Annotated in this window: 18 protein-coding genes and 1 pseudogene; 11 read left to right on the top strand and 8 right to left on the bottom strand. The window is 71.4% G+C overall.

Annotated elements, in window-relative coordinates:
* Positions 1-135 precede the first annotated feature (135 nt).
* From AB0I73_RS04860 to ccsB, 5 genes are all read left to right on the top strand, one after another.
* Positions 136-1,452 carry a hypothetical protein gene (locus AB0I73_RS04860; protein ID WP_363034015.1) on the top strand — a complete coding sequence of 439 codons (1,317 nt, stop codon included), beginning with the start codon at positions 136-138 and terminating at the stop codon, positions 1,450-1,452.
* Positions 1,453-1,540: 88 nt separating this feature from the next.
* Complete coding sequence (locus tag AB0I73_RS04855; protein ID WP_109377566.1) at positions 1,541-2,170, top strand: TlpA disulfide reductase family protein; 630 nt, start codon at positions 1,541-1,543, stop codon at positions 2,168-2,170.
* A gap of 70 nt (positions 2,171-2,240) precedes the next feature.
* The gene (locus tag AB0I73_RS04850; protein WP_363034013.1) at positions 2,241-2,966 is read left to right on the top strand and encodes a cytochrome c biogenesis protein CcdA; all 726 of its coding nucleotides are present in this window, start codon (positions 2,241-2,243) and stop codon (positions 2,964-2,966) included.
* A gap of 5 nt (positions 2,967-2,971) precedes the next feature.
* Positions 2,972-4,753, top strand: a complete 1,782-nt coding sequence (locus AB0I73_RS04845; protein ID WP_363033801.1) for a cytochrome c biogenesis protein ResB — start codon at positions 2,972-2,974, stop codon at positions 4,751-4,753.
* Positions 4,750-5,910, top strand: a complete 1,161-nt coding sequence (ccsB, locus tag AB0I73_RS04840; RefSeq protein WP_363033799.1) for a c-type cytochrome biogenesis protein CcsB — start codon at positions 4,750-4,752, stop codon at positions 5,908-5,910. The genes AB0I73_RS04845 and ccsB overlap by 4 nt, the downstream gene beginning before the upstream one ends.
* Before the next feature lie 72 nt (positions 5,911-5,982).
* On the opposite strand, the gene AB0I73_RS04835 is transcribed toward ccsB, so the two are convergent.
* A complete protein-coding gene (locus tag AB0I73_RS04835; protein WP_363033797.1) occupies positions 5,983-6,468 on the bottom strand; it encodes a nucleoside deaminase in 486 nt (161 codons plus the stop codon).
* Positions 6,469-7,303: 835 nt separating this feature from the next.
* Here AB0I73_RS04835 and AB0I73_RS04830 point away from each other — a divergent pair.
* A complete protein-coding gene (locus AB0I73_RS04830; protein ID WP_363033795.1) occupies positions 7,304-7,768 on the top strand; it encodes a hypothetical protein in 465 nt (154 codons plus the stop codon).
* Positions 7,765-8,079 carry a transcriptional regulator gene (locus AB0I73_RS04825; protein WP_363033793.1) on the top strand — a complete coding sequence of 105 codons (315 nt, stop codon included), beginning with the start codon at positions 7,765-7,767 and terminating at the stop codon, positions 8,077-8,079. Before AB0I73_RS04830 ends, AB0I73_RS04825 begins: the two co-directional genes overlap by 4 nt.
* Positions 8,080-8,252: 173 nt before the next feature.
* Here AB0I73_RS04825 and AB0I73_RS04820 read toward each other — a convergent pair whose 3' ends face one another.
* The gene (locus tag AB0I73_RS04820) at positions 8,253-9,452 is read right to left on the bottom strand and encodes an MFS transporter (RefSeq protein WP_363033791.1); all 1,200 of its coding nucleotides are present in this window, start codon (positions 9,450-9,452) and stop codon (positions 8,253-8,255) included.
* Positions 9,453-9,684: 232 nt separating this feature from the next.
* Between AB0I73_RS04820 and AB0I73_RS04815 the strand changes: the two are divergent.
* Positions 9,685-10,773 (top strand): annotated as a pseudogene (locus tag AB0I73_RS04815) (IS200/IS605 family accessory protein TnpB-related protein); the annotation flags it as partial.
* 73 nt (positions 10,774-10,846) lie between these two features.
* Here AB0I73_RS04815 and AB0I73_RS04810 read toward each other — a convergent pair.
* From AB0I73_RS04810 to AB0I73_RS04790, 5 genes are all read right to left on the bottom strand, one after another.
* The gene (locus AB0I73_RS04810; protein WP_363033789.1) at positions 10,847-12,115 is read right to left on the bottom strand and encodes an ArgE/DapE family deacylase; all 1,269 of its coding nucleotides are present in this window, start codon (positions 12,113-12,115) and stop codon (positions 10,847-10,849) included.
* Positions 12,116-12,258: 143 nt separating this feature from the next.
* Positions 12,259-13,668, bottom strand: coding sequence for a HAMP domain-containing sensor histidine kinase (locus AB0I73_RS04805; protein WP_363034011.1), 1,410 nt, complete (start codon positions 13,666-13,668; stop codon positions 12,259-12,261).
* A 141-nt stretch (positions 13,669-13,809) separates the two neighbouring features.
* Positions 13,810-14,637 (bottom strand): response regulator transcription factor, encoded by an 828-nt coding sequence (locus AB0I73_RS04800; RefSeq protein ID WP_363033787.1) that lies wholly within the window; start codon positions 14,635-14,637, stop codon positions 13,810-13,812.
* Positions 14,638-14,849: 212 nt separating this feature from the next.
* Positions 14,850-15,524: a CE1759 family FMN reductase gene (locus AB0I73_RS04795; protein WP_363034009.1), complete on the bottom strand. Its 675-nt coding sequence runs from the start codon at positions 15,522-15,524 to the stop codon at positions 14,850-14,852.
* 32 nt (positions 15,525-15,556) lie between these two features.
* Positions 15,557-16,642 (bottom strand): LLM class flavin-dependent oxidoreductase, encoded by a 1,086-nt coding sequence (locus tag AB0I73_RS04790; protein ID WP_363033785.1) that lies wholly within the window; start codon positions 16,640-16,642, stop codon positions 15,557-15,559.
* Positions 16,643-16,748: 106 nt separating this feature from the next.
* Here AB0I73_RS04790 and AB0I73_RS04785 point away from each other — a divergent pair, with 106 nt between their 5' ends.
* Both AB0I73_RS04785 and AB0I73_RS04780 read left to right on the top strand, forming a co-directional pair.
* A complete protein-coding gene (locus AB0I73_RS04785) occupies positions 16,749-17,084 on the top strand; it encodes a YnfA family protein (RefSeq protein ID WP_109377578.1) in 336 nt (111 codons plus the stop codon).
* A gap of 90 nt (positions 17,085-17,174) precedes the next feature.
* Positions 17,175-17,951 (top strand): SDR family NAD(P)-dependent oxidoreductase, encoded by a 777-nt coding sequence (locus AB0I73_RS04780; protein WP_363033783.1) that lies wholly within the window; start codon positions 17,175-17,177, stop codon positions 17,949-17,951.
* A gap of 48 nt (positions 17,952-17,999) precedes the next feature.
* Here AB0I73_RS04780 and AB0I73_RS04775 read toward each other — a convergent pair whose 3' ends face one another.
* Positions 18,000-19,193 carry an RtcB family protein gene (locus AB0I73_RS04775; protein WP_363033781.1) on the bottom strand — a complete coding sequence of 398 codons (1,194 nt, stop codon included), beginning with the start codon at positions 19,191-19,193 and terminating at the stop codon, positions 18,000-18,002.
* Between the two features lie 215 nt (positions 19,194-19,408).
* On the opposite strand from AB0I73_RS04775, the gene AB0I73_RS04770 reads away from it, so the two are divergent.
* Positions 19,409-20,299, top strand: coding sequence for a DUF3558 domain-containing protein (locus AB0I73_RS04770; RefSeq protein ID WP_363033779.1), 891 nt, complete (start codon positions 19,409-19,411; stop codon positions 20,297-20,299).
* Positions 20,300-20,377 lie beyond the last annotated feature (78 nt).

The raw sequence follows: 20,377 nt of genomic DNA, 5'->3' as shown, positions 1-20,377 counted from the left end.
ATGGCACCCCCGTGACGATCGTTGCCAAACCTCCGCACCACGCGGGAACCCCCGTTCGCGTCACGTCCTCTGAAGGAGTGACCACCAGAGGACGTGACGAACGGGGATGCCATGCGCACTCTCACCCGCAGGGGAATGCTCGGGCTCGGCGCGGGGGCCGCCGCAGCGGTGTCGCTGGCCGGCTGCGGCGGCGCCACCGGCCCGAGCGGTACGAGCCGTGCCGACGGTTCAGGCGGTTCCGAGGGGAGCGGCGGTTCCGGCGACGGCGGCCGTACGGGCACGCCGAAGCCGACGAAGACCGCCCGGCCGATCGGCGACGGCTCCACCGCCTTCACCGGCAAGCAGCCCCACCAGCCCGCGAGGCCGGTGCCGCTGGAGCCGGGTCAGACCCCGCCGCAGTTCGTCGTCTTCTCCTGGGACGGGGCCGGCGAGGTCGGCAACGGGCTCTTCCCGCGCTTCCTGGACCTCGCCAAGGAGCACGAGGCGCACATGACGTTCTTCCTCTCCGGGCTGTATCTGCTGCCCGAGTCGAAGAAGCGGCTGTACGACCCGCCGAACAACCCGCGCGGCGCCTCCGACATCGGCTACCTCACCGACGACCACATCAAGGACACGCTGAAGAACGTCCGCCGCGCCTGGCTCGAGGGCCATGAGATCGGCACCCACTTCAACGGCCACTTCTGCGCCGGCTCCGGCAGCGTCGGCAACTGGACGCCGCAGCAGTGGCGCAGCGAGATAGACCAGGCGAAGTCGTTCGTGAAGGAGTGGCGGACCAACTCCGGCTGGACCGACCTGCCGTCGCTGCCGTTCGACTACGACAAGGAACTCGTCGGCGGCCGTACGCCCTGTCTGCTCGGCCAGGACAACCTGCTGACCACCGCCCGCGAGCTCGGCTGGCGCTACGACGCCTCCTCGCCCGGCGGCCGTCAGGTCTGGCCGTCGAAGCGGGACGGCATGTGGGACCTCCCGCTGCAGCAGATACCTTTTCCCGGACGCTCCTTCGAGGTCCTGTCGATGGACTACAACATCCTCGCCAACCAGTCCGTCAACTCCACCAACGCACCCGCCCACCACCACCCGGGCTGGCGCAAGCAGGCGACCCAGGCGTACATATCCGGCTTCGAGCGGGCATACGGGACGAACCGGGCGCCCTTCTTCGTCGGCAACCACTTCGAGCAGTGGAACGGCGGCATCTACATGGACGCGGTGGAGGAGGCCCTCAAGCACATCGCGCGGGCGAAGGAGAAGGGCGGCGACGTGCGCATCGTCTCCTTCCGGCAGTTCACCGACTGGCTGGACGCCCAGCGGCCCGAGGTGCTGGAGCGGCTGCGCACCCTGGACGTCGGGCAGGAACCGGCCGGCGGCTGGCAGGGCTTCCTGAAGGACGCCGGCAGCACCGCCGGGACCGGAGAGCCGACCGGCGCCGGGACCGGAGAGCCGAGCGGCGCCTGACGGGGCATCCGAGCCGCGCCGATATGCGGGTTTCCGTCCGCGAGGGGGGCGGGCAAGATCCTCAGAACGGGCATGCGAAACTTTTCACATGAGTGCCGCCAGCCGTGCCCCCCAGCGCTCGAATCGCGCCGCCCGCGTCCGCCGCCGTGCCGTCCTGACCGTCGGCACCGCCGTGGCCGCCCTGCTGGTCTCCGCGTGCGGTTCCGGCGGAACCTCCGGCGGGGGCGGCAACACCAACTTCGTCACCGGCACCGACGGCATCTCCACCGTCGCCAAGGGCGAGCGCACCGCCGCGCCCGACCTGTCCGGCGAGACGCTCGAGGGCGAGCCCCTGGACGTCGCCGACTTCCAGGGCAAGGTCGTCGTCCTCAACGTCTGGGGCTCCTGGTGCAACCCGTGCCGCGCGGAGGCCAAGCACTTCGCCAAGGTGTCCGAGGACTACGCCGACCAGGGCGTGCAGTTCGTCGGCATCAACACCCGCGACGGCAGCGCCGGGGCGGCGCTCGCCTTCGAGAAGGACTTCGGCATCACCTACCCGAGCCTGTACGACCCCACGGGCAAGCTGATGCTCCGCTTCGAGAAGGGCACCCTCAACCCGCAGGCGATCCCCTCCACCCTGATCCTGGACCGTGACGGGAAGATCGCGTCCCGCTCGCTGACCGCGCTCAGCGAGGAACGGCTGCTGAAGATGCTCAAGCCGGTCCTCGCGGAGAAGTGACGTGACCACCCTCACCACGCTCGCCGCCGGCACCGCCCCCCTCGCCGCCGACCCGGCCTACAACGGCACGGTGCTCGACGGCGCCCTGCTGGTGGCGCTGCCCATCGCCCTGCTCGGCGGGCTCGTCTCCTTCTTCTCGCCCTGCGTGCTGCCGCTGGTCCCCGGTTACCTCTCCTACGTCACCGGCGTGTCCGGCACCGATCTGGCCGAGGCCCGGCGCGGCCGGATGGTCACCGGCGCCTCGCTGTTCGTCCTCGGCTTCACCGTCGTCTTCGTCTCCGGCGGCGCCTTCTTCGGTTACTTCGGCCAGACGCTGCAGGAACAGTCCGGCATCCTGACCAAGGTGCTCGGCGTCTTCATGATCCTCATGGGCGTCTTCTTCATGGGGATGATGCCCTGGCTCACCCAGCGCGAGTTCCGCTTCCACAAGCGGCCGGCGGCCGGCCTGGCCGGCGCACCCGTCCTCGGCGCCCTGTTCGGCATCGGCTGGACCCCCTGCATCGGCCCCACCCTCGCCTCCGTACTGACGCTCTCCGCGCAACAGGAGAGCGCCGGACGCGGGGCCGTCCTGACCGTCGCGTACTGTCTGGGGCTGGGTCTGCCCTTCGTCCTCGCGGCCGTCGCCTTCCGCAAGGCGCTCGGCGCCTTCGGCTGGGTCAAGCGGCACTACGTCTGGGTCATGCGGATCGGCGGCACGATGATGATCGTGACCGGAGTGCTGCTGCTCACCGGCGTGTGGGACGACCTCGTGACGCAGATGCAGACCTGGTCCAACGGCTTCACTGTAGGGATCTGACGGCGATGAGCACGACTTCCACAACCGGGTCCGAAGAAACCCCGGCGGGCCCCGAAGAGGCCGCGGCCGGCACCGGCGACCAGGAGCTGGGCGCCGCCGGTTCCCAGCTGTCCACCGCGCCCACGGAGGAGCCGCCGAACCTGCCCGCCCTGGGCGTCATCGGCTGGGCCCGCTGGTTCTGGCGGCAGCTCACGTCCATGCGGGTCGCGCTGCTGCTGCTGCTCCTGCTGTCGCTCGCCGCGATCCCCGGCTCGCTCATCCCGCAGACCGGCATCGACAAGACCCGGGTCGACGACTTCCGCGAGCAGCACGACGTCCTCGCACCGATCTACGACCAGCTCGGCCTGTTCAACGTCTACAGCTCGGTGTGGTTCTCGGCGATCTACATCCTGCTGTTCGTCTCCCTCATCGGCTGCATCGTCCCCCGCACCTGGCAGTTCGTCGGCCAGCTGCGCGGCCGTCCGCCGGGCGCCCCCCGGCGGCTGACCCGGCTGCCCGCCTACACCACCTGGCGCACCGAGGCCGAGCCCGAGCAGGTGCGTGAGGCGGCCCTCGCCCTGTTGAAGAAGCGCCGCTTCCGCGCCCACCTCGCCGGTGACGCCGTCGCCGCCGAGAAGGGCTATCTGCGGGAAGTCGGCAACCTCACCTTCCACATCGCCCTGATCGTGATGCTGATCGCCTTCGCCTGGGGCCAGCTGTTCAAGTACGAGGGCAACAAGCTGATCGTCGAGGGGCAGGGCTTCGCCAACACGCTCACGCAGTACGACGACTTCAAGTCCGGAAACCTCTTCGACGTCGCCGACCTGGAGCCGTTCAGCTTCACCGTGAAGTCCTTCACCGGCACGTACGAGCCCGCCGGCCCCAACAAGGGCACCCCGCGCACGTACGAGACCGAGCTGATCTACAGCGAGGGCGCCTACGGCGAGGAGAAGACGACCAAGGTCGAGGTGAACAAGCCGCTGAAGGTCGGCGACGCCAAGGTCTACCTCGTCAGCCACGGCTACGCGCCCGTCGTCACCGTCCGCGACGGCGAGGGCGAGGTCGTCTTCAAGGACGCCGTGCCGCTGCTGCCGCTCGACGCCAACGTCACCTCCTCCGGCGTGGTCAAGGTCCTCGACGGCTACCGCAACCCCGCGGGCGAGAAGGAACAGCTCGGCTTCAACGCCTTCTTCGTGCCCACCTTCGGCGGCTCGGCCACCGGCACGATGCTCTCCCAGTTCCCGGCGCTGAACTACCCGGTGCTCGCCCTCTCCGCCTACCACGGCGACCTGAAGGCCGACGCCGGCATTCCGCAGAGCGTCTACCAGATGGACAAGACCAAGATGAAGGAGTTCAAGGACTCCGAGGGCGAGCTGTTCAAGAAGCTGCTGATGCCCGGCGAGACCATGACCCTCCCGGACGGTGCCGGCTCGGTCACCTTCGAGAAGGAGATCAGGGAGTGGGCCGGCTTCCAGGTCGTCCAGGAGCCGGGCGGCGGCTGGGCCCTCGCCGGTTCCCTCTTCGCGATCGGCGGCCTCGCCTGCTCCCTGTTCGTCCAGCGGCGCCGCGTGTGGGTGCGCGCGGTCGAGGGCCCCGACGGCGTCACCGTCGTCGAGATGGCCGGGCTCGGCCGCAGCGAGTCCGCCAAGGTGCCCGAGGAACTCGGCGACCTGGCCGGAATCCTCTACGACCGGGCTCCCGGGGCCCCCGATGCCGATGACGCCTCCGCCGACGACGCCGCCCCCGCGGCATCCGCCGATTCCCCCGACCCCCAAGCCACGTCTGCCGAAGGGGCTGAGAAGCCTTGACTCTCGCCGCCGCAACCGATCTGGCCACCGCCACGAGCCTGGCCGCCGCGAACAACGAGAACCTCGCGGAGATCAGCAACGTGCTGATCTACTCCGCGATGGCGGTCTACACCCTGGCCTTCCTGGCGTACATCGCCGAATGGATCTTCGGCAGCCGCAGCAAGGTCGCCCGCACCGCCGCCGCGCTCACCCCCCGGGCGGGGGCGGTCGGGAAGGCGGCCGGGAAGGCCCCGGCCGTCACCGTCGACAAGGCGGGCGGCACCGCCGTACTGGAGCGGCCGAAGGTCGTCGTACGGGCCGGGGCCGGCACCCGTGACGTCCCCGACGGGCCCGGGGCGCACGGCGGGGACGAGCAGGGCGACCTCTTCGGGCGGATCGCCGTCTCCTTCACGGTGCTCGCCTTCGTGATCGAGTTCGGTGGTGTGCTCACCCGGGCGCTGTCCGTGCAGCGGGCGCCCTGGGGCAACATGTACGAGTTCAACATCACCTTCACCACCACCGCCGTCGGCGTGTACCTCCTGCTGCTGGCGTTGAAGAAGAACGTGCGCTGGCTCGGGCTGTTCCTGACCACGACCGTGCTCCTCGACCTCGGTCTCGCCGTCACCGTCCTGTACACCGAGAGCGACCAGTTGGTTCCCGCGCTCGACTCGTACTGGATGTACATCCACGTCTCCACCGCGATCCTGTGCGGCGCGGTCTTCTACGTCGGCGCGGTCGGCACGATCCTGTACCTGTTCAAGGACTCCTACGAGGGCAAGCTCGCGCGCGGCGGCAAGCCCGGCGCCTTCGCCACCTCCGTCATGGAGCGGCTGCCCGCCTCCGCCTCGCTCGACAAGTTCGCCTACCGCGTCAACGCGGCCGTCTTCCCGCTGTGGACGTTCACGATCATCGCGGGCGCCATCTGGGCCGGCGACGCCTGGGGCCGCTACTGGGGCTGGGACCCCAAGGAGACCTGGTCCTTCATCACCTGGGTCGCCTACGCCGGCTACCTGCACGCCCGCGCCACCGCCGGCTGGAAGGGCCGCAAGGCGGCCTACCTGGCGCTGGCCGCCTTCGCCTGCTGGCTGTTCAACTACTACGGCGTGAACATCTTCGTCTCCGGCAAGCACTCCTACGCCGACGTCGGCCTGGGTGTCCTGGCCTCCGTCGGTTTCTGAGCGCCCCCGACGCACCGCCCGCGACGGCCGGTCGCCGTGCCCCGGTCCCCGGGCCACGGCGACCGGCCGTCGTCACTTCCCGACGTCTCCGATGTCTCCGCCGTCTCCGATGTCCTCGTGCCAAAGCCGCGGATGCCGTTCGACGAAGTCCCGCGTCATCGCGGCGCACTCCGGATCGTCCAGCAGCACGATCTCCACGCCGTGCTCGGCCAGCCAGTCGTGACCGCCGTGGAAGGTGACCGCCTCGCCGATCACCACCCGGGAGATGCCGAACTGCCGGACCAGCCCGGAGCAGTACCAGCAGGGCGACAGGGTCGTCACCATCGTCGTACCGCGGTACGAGCGCTGCCGTCCCGCCGCCCGGAAGGCGTCCGTCTCCGCGTGCGCGGACGGGTCACCGTCCTGCACACGGCGGTTGCGGCCCCGGCCGAGCAGGGCCCCGTCGGCGCCGTACAGCGCGGCGCCGACGGGGACACCACCCTCGGCGAGCCCCGCGCGGGCCTCCGTGAGGGCGGTGGCGAGCCAGGCACGGGCCGTTTCCTGATCGATCGACTCCATGCGGCCAGTCTCCCGCGAACCCGCGCGGTTCCCGCGGTTCCACGGACGGCTCCGGCGACGGAACGGCACCCCCGTCGGAGCCGCCACACGCCTCACGGGGCGAACGCTGCCTGATGCGGCGCTGACCTGCACGATGCGTCGCCCGAACGGCGAGGAGAACGCCGACTCACCCCGAACCGGCCTCACCACGGCACGGGCTCCGTATCCGCAGCACCAGGCCGGAGGGGGCGTCCGCACGCTCGCGCACGACGCGAGTCCTCCTCAGCGGGCACCGCCTGTCACGTCGGTTTTCCCAACCGTCCAGGGGCACCAATGGGTCATATTCCGCCATGGGGTGGGGGATCCCCCGCGATCCCGGGGCTGCCGGGCCGGAGGCGGACGCCTTGCGGAAAACCGTGAGCAGTCGGCGGGCATGTGTCACTCAAGCGCTCAAACGAGCGACATCAGGACAGTGGCAGCCGAAGTGCTCACGGTTTTGGGGCGGTGTGTCCTCCCCGGGGCGGGGGCGAGTGTCCGGACATCGCCCATGTCGAGACCGCCGCGCCCCACCGGGCGGTCGCGGAACACCGCCCGCACGAGCGGCTGACCGCCCCGACAGAACCCGATGCGCCGTCACCCGATCTCACGCCCCGCCGGGCAGCGCGACCGGCCCCGGCCCGCGACACCGCCTTCAGATCCCTTGCACCACCCGGAGGGAAACCATCCGGATCACCCGGCATGACAGCGCCACAGAAGGTGAGCAGAACCCGAGAAATTCCGTCGCCCCCTCGACTCTTGACTTTCCTGACAGGAAAGTGGGACTCTCACTTTCCCACCAGGAAAGCGAGGTGTCGCTGTGGACGACATCGCTCCGGAGCAGGCTCGCACCGCCCTCGACGCGGCTGACCGTGCTCGACGCCAGGTGGCCGAGGAAGTCGGCCTGCCCCGCGGTTACTGGTGGGCGATGGCGGTCGGCTGGCTCCTGTTGGGCGTGCTCAGCAGCGTGGCACCACCGTGGCTGGCCGGGACCGCGACCGTGGGCTTCGGCATGGGCCACGCGGTGCTCGCGTCACGTCTGCTCGACGGACGCCGGCGCACGGATCGGCTGCGGGTGAGCGCGGCGGTCGCCGGCCGCCGCACCCCACTGGTCGTGGTCGGCATGCTGCTCGGGCTCATCGGGGTCACCGTCCTTGCGGCGCTCGCGCTCGACGCCGACGGCGCCGACCACGCCGGCGTCTGGGCTGCGGTGCTGGTCGCGGTCGTTGTCGGGTTCGGTGGGCCGGAGATCCTGCGCGTTCTGCGTCGTTGGGTGCGGGCATGACGAAAGCGCGTTTCGACGAGCTGATCCATCCCAGCACCCGCCTGTCCCTGGTGGCGACACTGGCAGCGGCCGACTGGGCCGAGTTCGCCTTCCTCAAGGACCGGTTGGGACTGTCCGACTCGGCGCTGTCCAAGCAGCTCACGACGCTCGAAGAAGCCGGGTACGTCGCCACGGAACGCCGCCTCAGCGGCAACCGCCGGAAGGTACGCGCCCGGCTCACCAGCGCCGGCCGGGGTGCCTTCGACGGTCACATCGCGGCACTGCGGGCGATCGTCGCCGGCGCCGCCCCCTCCGAAAGCCCTCCAGCGTGAAGCCGTCCCCGCCCGCTCGTCGGACCTGGCTCCGGTCGGCTGTCCTGCCTCCCGGGCACGTGTCCGGGAGGCACATCCGGGGCACGTGAACCTGGCATCCCGCAGGGGTCGGGCGGGGCTTTCGGGCCCTGCCCTCTCCAGTGCCGGGAAAAGGCCGTCAGGTCGTCAGGTCGTCAGGTGCCCTGCGGGGAGGGGGCGGAGGCGGTGGCCTTGCCGAAGGCACGCATGGCGAGGGCGCCGGCGAGGGGCCCGGGCGCGAGAAGGAGGAAGGCGTACTCCCAGCCGACGGCCTCGGCCAGGAGGGGGGTGAGCTGGATGCTGACGACGGTGAGGGCGAAGCCGATCGCGGTCTGGCCGGTGAGCGCCGTCCCGATGTAGCGGTGGTCGGCGACCTCGCTCAGCGATGTCGAGAACACCCCCGAGTCCGCGATCACGGCAGCACCCCACAGCGCGCAGAAGGCGAACAGAAGCAGCGGCGGAGCGTGGAGGAAGAGCGGGGAGACCAGGCAGCACAGGCCGCTGAGGAGAAGCGCTGCCAGGGCGGCGGGAGAGCGGCCGAAGCGGTCCGCGCCCCAGCCGCCGAGCAGGCAACCGGCTGCCCCGCCGATTCCCATGGTGAGGAACACCGTGATCCCCACCGAGCCCGGGAGTCCTCTCGCGGCGGAGGCCGCCAGCAGGAAGGACGGGATCCAGGTCCACAGGGCGTAGAGCTCCCACATGTGTCCGAAGTAGCCGAGATTGGCCAGGCGCGGCCCGCGTTCGGTGAACATGGTCAGCGCGTACCGGGGGTTGCGGGCGGGTGCGGTCGGTGCCGCGTGGGGGCCGAGCCGGATGAGGGCCAGTGAGATGACGGAGCCCAGGAGCCCGGCTGCCGCTGCGGCGAGCAGAACACCGCGCCAGGGCAGTGAGCCCACGCCGGCTATGAGATGGGGAAGGGTGGAGCCGAGGGTGAGGGCGGCGATGAGGACGCCCATGGTCCTGCCCCGTCCGGCGCTGCCGGACCAGGAGGCCATGAGCTTCATGCCGGTGGGGTAGACCCCGGCCAGGAACATCCCGGTCATGAGTCGCAGCGGGACGGCGACGGCCGGCCGGTCGGCGAAGAGGGCCAGCACCACGGTGCAGGCGGCGGCCGCCGCGGCACTGACGGCGAGCAGGCGCTGGGGCGGAACGCGGTCCGCCAGGTTCAGGGCGGTCGAGGCCACGGCCCCGGCGACGAAGCCGAACTGCACGGAGGCCGTCAGCCACACCGCGCCGCCGGGGGTGAGTCCCCAGTCGTTCCGCAGGCTGGGCACCACCGCCGACATGGAGAACCACACGGCGAGACCGAGCACTTGCACGGCAGCGATCGCTCCGCGTTGCACACCGACGTTCACAACTGCCCCCTTGGACCGAGGTCTTGTTCCTCGGCTCTCGCGTGCCATGGCCGAAGGCCGAACCTAATCACCCTGAGCCCGTGAGCCCGGTCCGCCCCCCCGCTCGGCAGTCAGCCGCCAGGAAGGGGAGAGCAGTTCATCCTCGAGGCGAACCTGGACTCTGCCTCCGACGGGGGTCGGGAACTGCTGGGGTTCGGCTGAGTGTGAGTGCGTTCTGGCGTGTATGGGTGAGCAGTGGCGTGCGCGGTGGGAAGCCGGGCGCTGGTTCCTCCAGGCGGACGGCGAGTCGAGCAAGAGGTTCGGCAGCGAGACGATCCGCATCACGTCCGAGGGAGAAGTGTCGATCAAGCTCCCGGCCCCGCTCGCCGGCCTGGCGAACGCCGGGCACGGCCGGTACGTACTGGCTGCGCGAGTGGGGTTTGCGCACCGGGGGCAGGAGTGGGCCGACCGGGTGGAGGCCGACCGGGCGGTGGCCTGCCGCATCCACTACGACACGGGGCGCGGACGCTGGTACACGGACGCCTCCTGGCAGATCCCACCCGCCAAGAGCATCGCCCTCAAGGCCGCCCTCGCCGGCGGCGTGATCGGCGTGGACACCAACGCCGACCGCCTCGCCGCCTGGCGCCTGGACACCCACGGCAACCCGACCGGCCGGCCACGCCGGTTCTTCTACGACCTGTCCGGCAACGCCCGGCACCGCGACGCCCAGGTACGGCACGCCCTCACGCGGCTGCTGCACTGGGCCAAGAGCTGCGGCGTCCAGGCCGTCGCAGTCGAGGACCTCGACTTCCAGGCCGAGAAAACCAGAGAGAAGCACGGGTGCAGGCGCCGATTCCGGCAGCTGATCTCCGGCATGCCGACCGGCAGGCTCCGCGCCCGGCCGGCCTCCATGGCCGACGCCACAGGTATCGCGGTCATCGCCGTGGACCCGGCCCACACCAGCAGGTGGGGCGCCCAGCACTGGCAGAAGCCGCTGGCCGGCCCCGCCCGTAAGACCACCCGGCACGATGCGGCGAGCATCGCGATCGGACGACGCGCCCAGGGGCACCCGATCCGGCTGGGGGCACCTCCCAGGCCCTCAAGGCACTGGGGGAGGACGACACCGCCCCGTGCACACCGGAGCGATGTGCACGGGCATCGGACCGTCCAGGCCGACCGGCGTGTCCCTGGGGGTGAGGGACCCCGCCCCCGCATTCCCGGACCACGGACCCGATCCGTGCCGCCGGACGCGGCGAGTACGCGGGCGACCAGGACATCCACCACCGTTCGGGGTGTCCGCGGTGACCAGATAGGGGTCCAAGACTCACTCCTGCTCACTGACCAGGAACGGTACGGAAACTTCCCCGGCCCGGCACTCAGCACTGTCCCGGTGATTCACGTCACGTGACGCCGCCTCACTTCGTGCCCACCGTGCGCAGCACCGTGAGGACCATGGTCCGGGCCACCGCCACCGTCTCCCGCAGGGAGACCTGTTCGCGGGGGCTGTGGGCCACCTCGATGTCCCCCGGCCCGAATTGCAGCGTCGGAATGCCCGCGCCGGTGTAGTGGCGCAGGTCGCTGCCGTAGGTCGCGCCCCGCCGTCGGGGCGGCGGGGCGCCCGTCGCGTCGGTGTGGGCGGCGCCGACGACGTCCGGCAGGGGGTGGCCCTCCGGCAGGCGGCCGCTCGCGAACCGGCCGCCCGGCCAGGTCACCGTCGCCGGGTGGTCGCGCAGCCACGGGTCGGCGGCGCAGGCCTCGGCCACGCACCGTTCCAGGTCGGCCCGTGCCTCGGCCGGGTCCTCGTCCAGGCGTACGCCGAGCCGGCCCTCGGCGACCAGCAGGTCCGGCACGCTGCTCGCCCAGTCCCCGGCGCGCACGGTGCCCACCGACAGGGCGTACGGGATCGGGTACTCGGCGAGCAGCGGGGACGGGTTCCGGTTCCGCTCGGTCTCCAGGGCGGCCAGCGCCCGGTGCAGGGGCAGGTAGGCGTCGACGGCGCTGACTCCCTGCTCCCGCGCGCTGCCGTGCGCCGCCCTGCCGGGCACGGCGAGACGGAACGTCAGCGCGCCCGCGTTCGCGGTGATCAGGGTGGACCCGGTGGGCTCGGCGATGACGCAGGCGTCGCCCCGGTGTCCGCGCTCCAGGGTGCCGAACGCGCCGATGCCGCCGTCCTCCTCACCGACCACGAAGTGGGCCGCGACCCGGCCGCGCAGCCGTATCCCGGCCGTCCGTATCGCGGTGAGCGCGGCGAGGTGCGCGGCGAGCCCCGCCTTCATGTCGCAGGCGCCGCGCCCGTGCACCACGTCCCCGGTCACCCGCGGTACGAACGGGTCGCCGTCCCCCCACGCCTCGGGGTCGCCGGGCGGTACGACGTCGACGTGGCCCTGGAGGATCAGGGTGGGCCCGTCGCCGCCGTCCTGCGTGGTCCCGACCAGTCCCCACGCCTCCTCACGGGGCACCTCCATGCCCGGGAAACCGGGGTGGGCCCGCAGCGCGGGCAGGTCCATGGACCACAGGTCGACCTCCAGTCCCAGCCATTCCAGCCGGCCGGCCAGCTGGTGCTGGAGTTCGGACTCGGCGGCGCTCCCGGTCACGCTCGGCACCGCGATCAGCTCCATCAGGGTCCGCCCCAGGGCCGCCTCGTCGATCGCCGCCAGCGCGGCGGCCTCCTCGTCGGTCAGCACGTTGCCGCTCCTCCCCTCCCGGGAGCGCGTGCGGCGCGCCCCCGACCGCATACATGCTCGTCCCCGGCCTTCGGTACGCGGCGGCGAGGGGCGATCTCGATCACCCGTCACCCGTCACCCGTCACCCCTTGCCCCGTCTCCCGTCAGGAGCCCGGTTCCGCGTCATGGTGCGCCAGGGGGACGCCGCCCACCGTGAAGCCGATCACCGTGCCGCCGCCAGCCCGGCGTACCGCGTACGGTGCGCCCCCGTGGGCCAGGGCCACCTCGCGGACGATGGACAGGCCGAGGCCCGAACCGGGCAGGGAGCGGGCGTCGGCGGCGCGGTAGAAGCGGTCGAAGACGTGGATCAGGTCGGCGGCCGCGATACCGGGTCCCCGGTCGCGGACCTCCACCCGCACCGTGCCCGGTCGCGCGGGTCCCGCGACGGTGATGTCGATGGGCGCCGTGCCGTCCCGGTCGAACTTGACCGCGTTCTCGACCAGGTTGGACACCGCCCGGGTGAGCATCCCGGGCCGTCCGTCGGTCGTGGTGTCGCCGCTCGCACGGACGATGATCTTCCGTCCGTTGCGGCGCCGGGCCAGCCCCGCCACGTCCTCGGCGATGTCGGCGAGGTCGACGCGCCGCGGCGGCTCGGTGTCGGACTGACCGGCCGCCAGTTCGACGAGCTCGTTGACCAGGTCGGTCAGCTCACGGGCCTCCTGGGAGAGGTCGGCGACGAGTTCCTCACGGGTGTCCGGCGGGAGTTCGTCGATGCGGCGCAGCAGGGAGATGTTGGTCCGCAACGAGGTGAGCGGGGTGCGCAGTTCGTGCCCCGCGTCCTGGACGAGCCGGCGCTGGTCGTCCTCGGACTGGGCGAGCCGGCCCAGCATCCGGTCGAAGGCGCGGCCGAGCCGCCCCACCTCGTCCCGGCCGGCGACGGGCACCTGGATGCCGAGCCTGCGGGTGCGGGCGACGTCCTCGGCGGCGTCGGTGAGGACGACCAGGCGGCGGGTGATGCGCCGGGCCAGCCACCAGCCGAAGAGACCGGCCCCGACCACCACCGCCGCCATCAGGACGAGGGTGCGCCGCTGGAGGGCCCGCAGCAGGTCCTCGGTGTCGCTGAACTCCTGCGCGATCTGGACCGCGCCCCGGCCGTCGCCCAGCGCGACGGTCGCGACGCGGTAGATGTCGTCGCCGACGTCGACGTCCGCGTGCTCGACCACCCGTCCGGCCGTGGCGGCCCCCGCGACCACGCGGTCGGCGTCGACCACCGGCAGCCCCGGGTCGCCCGGGTCGACGATCCGGCCGTCCGGCCCGAGCACCTGGACGTCCGTCCGGGCGGGCCGCACCAGATCGTGACCGGGGGCGGCGGAGGAGAAGTCGAGCGGTGTCATCCGGTTCGACCTGACCTCGCCGCGCAGGTCCTCCACGACCTCGTCGAACACGCTCTGCTGGTCCACCCGTACGAGTCTCGCGGCGGCGCTGTACGACAGGATGCCGACCAGGACGGTGATCGTGGCCGTCACGGCGGCGAACGCCACCGCGAACCTGGTGCCCAACGACAGCAGCGACAGCCGGAACCGCCGGGCCCGCGGTGAGGGCCGGTACGCACGGTCCGGGACGCGTGAGGCGTTCCGCACGCCCGAAGTACCCGAGGCGTCAAAGGAGTCCGAGGTGTCAGAGGTGCTCGAGGTATCCGAAGTGCCCGATGCCACTCAGTCCTCCCGCAGCACGTAACCCACCCCGCGCACCGTGTGGATCAGCTGCGGCGCGCCGGGCCCGTCGAGTTTGCGGCGCAGGTAACCGACGTACACGGCGAGGTTCTTGGAACCGGGGCCGAAGTCGTAGCCCCAGATACGGTCGTAGATGGTGGAGTGCTCGAGGACGATGCCCGCGTTGCGGATCAGCAGCTCCAGCAGTTCAAACTCGGTGCGGGTCAGCTCCAGCTCCCGCTGCCCGCGCCAGGCCCGGCGCGCCTGCGGGTCCATGCGCACCCCGGCCGCGGCGATGTGCCGCCCCGGAGCGGCGTGCGGGGTCTCCGCCGGCTCCCGCGACTCCTCCGAGCCCCCCGCCTCCCGCGTTTTCTGTGTTCTCCGTGTGTTCGGCCGCTCCTGCGACGTCGGCGTCCCGTCGGGCGCGGAGGCCGGCGCGGGCACGGGTGCTGCCCGGCGGAGCAGGGCTCGCAGCCGGGCGAAGACCTCCTCCACGTCGAACGGCTTGACGACGTAGTCGTCGGCGCCCGCGTCCAGTCCGGCGATCCGGTCGGCGGTCTCGACCAGCGCCGTCAGCATCAGCACGGGGGTGCGGTCGCCCTCGGCGCGCAGCGCCCGGCACACCTGGAGCCCGTCGATGCCGGGCATCATCACGTCCAGCAGGAGGACGTCGGGCCGGCTGCGGTGGGCCTGTGCCAGCGCCTCGACGCCGTCGGCGACCGCCGTTACCCGGTAGCCCTCCAGGGTCAGGGCGCGCTCCAGGGCGTTGCGGATGGCGCGGTCGTCTTCGGCGAGCAGCACGGTGTGGGTGCGGGGCGCGGTAGGGGACACGGTGCCAGTGTGCCAAGCACCGCCATCCGGCGGACGGAGCAGTGACCGAAGGGGCTCCTTCTTACCTCGCTCTCACCTCGCCGCGGTCCGGTCGCGGGCGTCCCTTCCCGCGACCGGATCCTCGCGAACGACCGGCCGTCCCGGACGGTCGTCTCACCCGGCGGCCGCTGTCCCTGGAAGACCGCCGGGAGTCGTGGGGCTGTGGGGCGCCCTCAGCCGGCCGACCGCAGGGCGGCCAGCTGCTCCTCGAACGGCACCACGTTGCGCGCGTCGAACTTGTCGTCGACGGCGCCCCCGCGTGTGACACGGATCGTGTCGCCGCCCGCCTCGCTGCCGTTGCCGTCGACCGTCCCGTTGCCGGTGGCCGGCAGGGCGCCCGCCAGGGCGGCCAGCTCGGCCGCCGCCCGGTCGATCCGGGCGTCCAGGCCCTTGTCGCCCCAGTCCTGGGACGCGGCGTAGACCCCCGTGGGGACGACGACCGCGCGCAGGTGGGCGAAGAGGGGCCGCAGGGAGTGCTCCAGCACCAGCGAGTGCCGGGGCGTGCCCCCGGTCGCGGCGATCAGCACCGGCTTGCCGGCCAGGGCCTCCCGGTCCCGTGCGCCGAGCACGTCGAAGAACGACTTGAACAGCCCGCTGTACGACGCCGAGAACACCGGCGTGACCACGATCACCCCGTCCGCCCCGGTCACCGCGTCCATCGCCTCGGCGAGCGCCGGAGCCGGGAAACCGCTGGTGAAGTTGTGCGCGATGTCCACCGCGAGGTCCCGCAGTTCGATCACCGGCACGTCGGACGGGGCCTGCCCGGTGGCCGCGGCGGCCAGCCGCTCCCCGAGCAGGCGGGTGGACGACGGCACGCTCAGCCCGGCCGACACGACGACGATGTTCATGGCGTTCATACCTTTCCTGCCGTTCATGGCGCTCACGCCTTGCTCACTTCCCGGCCGGCCAGCCGCGAGGAGTGCGTCGGCGCGGCCGGCACGTCGGCCGGGCGGTCCTTGGCGAACTCCTTGCGCAGCACCGGCACCACTTCCTCGCCGAGCAGGTCGAGCTGCTCGAGCACCGTCTTCAGCGGCAGCCCCGCGTGGTCCATGAGGAACAGCTGGCGCTGGTAGTCGCCCGCGTAGTCACGGAAGGACAGCGTCTTCTCGATGACCTGCTGCGGGGACCCCACGGTCAGCGGGGTCTGCCGGGTGAACTCCTCCAGCGAGGGCCCGTGCCCGTAGACGGGGGCGACGTCGAAGTACGGACGGAACTCGCGCACGGCGTCCTGCGAGTTCTTCCGCATGAACACCTGCCCTCCGAGGCCGACGATCGCCTGCTCGGCCGTGCCGTGCCCGTAGTGCGCGTACCGGGTGCGGTAGAGCTCGATCATCCGCTTGGTGTGGTCGGCCGGCCAGAAGATGTTGTTGTGGAAGAAACCGTCACCGTAGTAGGCGGCCTGCTCGGCGATCTCGGGCGAGCGGATCGACCCGTGCCAGACGAACGGCGGTACGTTGTCCAGCGGGCGGGGCGTGGAGGTGAAGCCCTGCAGCGGGGTGCGGAACTTGCCCTCCCAGTTGACGACGTCCTCGCGCCACAGCCGGTGCAGCAGGGCGTAGTTCTCGATGGCGAGGTTGATGCCCTGGCGGATGTCCTGGCCGAACCAGGGGTAGACCGGTCCGGTGTTGCCGCGCCCCATCATCACGTCCATCCGGCCGTCGGCCAGGTGCTGGAGCATGGCGAAGTCCTCGGCGATCTTCACCGGGTCGTTGGTGGTGATGAGGGTGGTGGAGGTGGAGAGGATCAGCCGCTCCGTGCGCGCGGCGATGTAGCCGAGCATGGTCGTGGGCGAGGACGGCACGAACGGCGGGTTGTGGTGCTCGCCGGTGGCGAACACGTCCAGGCCGACCTCCTCGGCCTTCAGCGCGATGGCGACCATGGCCTTGATCCGCTCGCGCTCGGTGGGGGTACGCCCCGTCGTGGGGTCGGGCGTGACGTCGCCGACGCTGAAGATCCCGAACTGCATGGCCGTTCACCCTCCAAATTGGTTGACGGTTCAACTATAACCGGCTCAACCGCTCCCCCTCCCCCCTTATTCCGGTATCCCGCATCCGGTCTGCGAAGCTGCCCGCATGCTGATCGCCCGTTCCGCCGCCCTGTTCGTCCTCGCCGCGATCCTGGAGATCGGGGGCGCCTGGCTGGTCTGGCAGGGCGTGCGGGAACAACGCGGCTGGATGTGGGCGACCGGCGGCGTCCTCGCCCTCGGCGCGTACGGGTTCGTCGCCACCTTCCAGCCCGACGCGCACTTCGGCCGCGTGCTCGCCGCGTACGGGGGCATCTTCGTCGCCGGGTCGATCCTGTGGGGCGCGCTCGCGGACGGCTACCGCCCGGACCGCTGGGACATCACCGGCGCCCTGATCTGCCTGGCCGGAATGGCCGTGATCATGTGGGCGCCGCGCAACGGCTGACCGCGCGCCCGGGCGGGCCCGGGCATGCCCTGGTGGCCCGCATATGCTGGCACGGCACCGCCCCCATGGATCCACCCGGAGGAGCAGCCCATGGCCACCGCCGCACCGTCCGCAGCGTCTCGTATCGCCGTCGTCACCGGCGCGAGCAGCGGCATCGGCGCCGCCACGGCCCGCGGGCTCGCCGAGGCCGGTTACCGCGTCGTCCTCACCGCCCGCCGCAAGGACCGTATCGAGGCGCTCGCCGAGGAGATCAACGCGGCCGGCCACGCGGCGACCGCGTACCCGCTCGACGTCACCGACCGCGCGGCCGTCGACGAGTTCGCCACCGCGTTCAGGACCATCGGCGTCCTGGTCAACAACGCGGGCGGCGCGCTGGGCGCCGACCCGGTCGCGACCGGCGACCCGGACGACTGGCGCCGGATGTACGAGACGAACGTCATCGGCACCCTCCACCTCACCCAGGCCCTGCTGCCCCGGCTGGAGGCGAGCGGCGACGGCACGGTCGTCATCGTCTCCTCGACGGCCGGCCACGCCACCTACGAGGGCGGCGCGGGCTACGTCGCCGCCAAGCACGCCGAGCACGTCCTCGCCGAGACCCTCCGCCTGGAGATCGTCGGCCGGCCCGTGCGCGTCATCGAGATCGCGCCGGGCATGGTGAAGACCGAGGAGTTCGCCCTCACCCGCTTCGGCGGCGACGCGGCGAAGGCCGCCGAGGTGTACGAGGGCGTCGCCGAGCCGCTCACCGCGGACGACGTCGCCGACACCATCACCTGGGCGGTGACCCGGCCGAGCCATGTCAACATCGACCTGCTGGTCGTACGCCCCCGGGCCCAGGCGTCGAACACGAAGGTCCACCGGGAGCCGTGACGGCCGCGCCGCACGCGACGCGGCGGCCCTTCAGGTCGGTCTTTCCGGTCAGCCCTTCACACAGACGACCTGCTTCAGCTTCGCCACGACCTCCACGAGGTCCCGCTGCTGGTCGATGACCTGCTCGATCGGCTTGTACGCGCCCGGGATCTCGTCCACGACACCGGAGTCCTTACGGCACTCCACGCCGCGCGTCTGCTCCTCCAGGTCCTTCGTCGAGAAGCGCCGCTTCGCCGCGTTGCGGCTCATGCGCCGGCCGGCGCCGTGCGACGCCGAGTTGAACGAATCGGCGTTCCCGAGGCCCTTGACGATGTACGAGCCCGTGCCCATGGAGCCCGGGATGATCCCGAACTCGCCGGAGCCCGCGCGGATCGCCCCCTTGCGGGTGACGAGCAGGTCCATGCCGCCGTAGCGCTCCTCGGCCACGTAGTTGTGGTGCGCGCTGATCTCCGCCTCGAAGGCCGGCCTCGCCTTCTTGAACTCCTTGCGGATCACGTCCTTCAGCAGCGCCATCATGATCGAACGGTTTCGCCTCGCGTACTCCTGCGCCCAGAACAGGTCGTTCCGGTACGCCGCCATCTGCGGGGTGTCCGCGACGAAGACGGCGAGGTCACGGTCGACCAGGCCCTGGTTGTGCGGGAGTTCCTGCGCCACCCCGATGTGGTGCTCGGCCAGTTCCTTGCCGATGTTCCGGGAACCGGAGTGCAGCATCAGCCAGACCGCACCGGTCGTGTCCGTGCAGACCTCGACGAAGTGGTTGCCCGACCCGAGCGTTCCCATCTGCTTCGTGGCACGCTCCTGACGGAACCTGACCGCTTCCGCCACGCCGTCGAAGCGTCCCCAGAAGTCGTCCCAACCGCCGGTCGCGAAGCCGTGCAGCCGGGTCGGGTCCACGGGGGAGTCGTGCATCCCGCGCCCGACCGGGATCGCCTGCTCGATCTTCGAGCGCAGCCGGGACAGGTCGCCCGGCAGGTCGTCGGCCCTCAGGGACGTCCTCACCGCCGACATCCCGCAGCCGATGTCGACCCCCACCGCCGCCGGACACACCGCGCCCCGCATCGCGATGACCGAGCCGACCGTCGCGCCCTTCCCGTAGTGCACGTCCGGCATCACGGCCAGGCCCTCGATCCAGGGCAGGGTCGCCACGTTCCGCAGCTGCTGGAGGGCCCCCTCCTCCACCGTCGCCGGATCCGTCCACATACGGATCGGCACCCTCGCACCCGGCATTTCCACGTACGACATGTCTTCCTCATTCCCCCGAACGGCAACATAAGCATGAAAGAGCAAAAACCGTCGCTCAGGTCGACGAAAAGGACTTCGGACCGGCGTTCACGGCAGTGCGTGCGATACACATTGTCTGCCGGGGGCGCCCCCGTGCGGCAAGCGATTAACCAGCGGGGACACTGAGAGACCCGGCGGGCTGTGGCCCGCACCCGCCCGTCGAGAGGAGCCCGGCCGTGCAGCGAAGGGCATACGTACCCGGCGTCGCCGCGCTCCTCGCGGCCCTGCTGGCCGGATGCACCGGCAGTTCGGGCAGCGGAAGCCAGTCGGGCAACTCCAACCCGGGCGGTGCCGGCACGGCCTCCCCGGCGGCCCAGCCGGGCAGGTACGCCACGCTTCCCGAGCCCTGCGGCACGGTCGGCGCCAAGACGCTCGACGAACTCCTGCCCGGCATCAGGGAGATGGCCGACCATGCGCAGCGCGAGAAGGCGTACGCGGGCGAGGCGGCCCTCACGTACGACACCGACCGCAAGGTGGGCTGCCGTTGGAAGGTGGAGTCGTCCCAGGCCACCGATCGCCTGGTGATCGACCTCGAGCGGGTCGTCTCCTACGACAACGCCGTCAGCGACGACAACCAGGCCCAGCAACTCTTCGCGACGAAGCAGGAGGCGGCCGGCCTTCCGAAGCCGACGGCCACGGAGTCCGGTTCCACCGCCCCGGGCACATCGCCCTCGCCCACTTCCTCCGATTCACCCGACTCCCCCAACCCTTCCGGTTCTTCTGGTTCCTCCGATCCCTCCGCACCGTCCGACGCCGCGTCCTCGGCTTCCGGCTCACCGTCCACCGGCGGCACCTTCCCCGTGTCGCCCTCCCCTTCGCCCTCCGGCCTCCAGCCCCGCGTCCTGGAGGAGTTCGGCGACGAGGCCTTCATCGACGACGAGCTGAGCAGCTCCGGTTCGACCGCGGAGCAGCGCACGGTGACTGTGGCGTTCCGCACGTCCAACGTGATCGTGACGATCGAGTACACGGAACAGCCGGCGACCGTCGGCGCCGTCCCGGACAGCGGGGAAATGCAGGACAGGGCAAGGAAACTGGCGTCCCTGCTGGCCGATTCGCTGAGTGGCTGAGCCTCGCTCACACTCCCTCCACCGCCCTGCGCGAAGCACCCGAAGGACGACCACACGAACGGCACACCGCGTACGGTG

The sequence above is a fragment of the Streptomyces sp. NPDC050388 genome, from assembly GCF_040655635.1.
In the GTDB taxonomy this organism is placed as follows: domain Bacteria; phylum Actinomycetota; class Actinomycetes; order Streptomycetales; family Streptomycetaceae; genus Streptomyces.
Note: the sequence above shows the minus strand (reverse complement) of the source record. Positions and strands in the feature narration are given on the sequence as shown.

What these genes read in the sequence shown, in the direction of transcription:
- AB0I73_RS04860 (WP_363034015.1), top strand. Translation starts at nt 136, where the DNA reads ATGCTCGGGCTCGGCGCGGGGGCCGCCGCAGCGGTGTCGCTGGCCGGC.
- AB0I73_RS04855 (WP_109377566.1), top strand. Translation starts at nt 1,541, where the DNA reads ATGAGTGCCGCCAGCCGTGCCCCCCAGCGCTCGAATCGCGCCGCCCGC.
- AB0I73_RS04845 (WP_363033801.1), top strand. Translation starts at nt 2,972, where the DNA reads ATGAGCACGACTTCCACAACCGGGTCCGAAGAAACCCCGGCGGGCCCC.
- AB0I73_RS04835 (WP_363033797.1), bottom strand. Translation starts at nt 6,468, where the DNA reads ATGGAGTCGATCGATCAGGAAACGGCCCGTGCCTGGCTCGCCACCGCC.
- AB0I73_RS04825 (WP_363033793.1), top strand. Translation starts at nt 7,765, where the DNA reads ATGACGAAAGCGCGTTTCGACGAGCTGATCCATCCCAGCACCCGCCTG.
- AB0I73_RS04795 (WP_363034009.1), bottom strand. Translation starts at nt 15,524, where the DNA reads ATGAACATCGTCGTCGTGTCGGCCGGGCTGAGCGTGCCGTCGTCCACC.
- AB0I73_RS04790 (WP_363033785.1), bottom strand. Translation starts at nt 16,642, where the DNA reads ATGCAGTTCGGGATCTTCAGCGTCGGCGACGTCACGCCCGACCCCACG.
- AB0I73_RS04785 (WP_109377578.1), top strand. Translation starts at nt 16,749, where the DNA reads ATGCTGATCGCCCGTTCCGCCGCCCTGTTCGTCCTCGCCGCGATCCTG.
- AB0I73_RS04780 (WP_363033783.1), top strand. Translation starts at nt 17,175, where the DNA reads ATGGCCACCGCCGCACCGTCCGCAGCGTCTCGTATCGCCGTCGTCACC.
- AB0I73_RS04775 (WP_363033781.1), bottom strand. Translation starts at nt 19,193, where the DNA reads ATGTCGTACGTGGAAATGCCGGGTGCGAGGGTGCCGATCCGTATGTGG.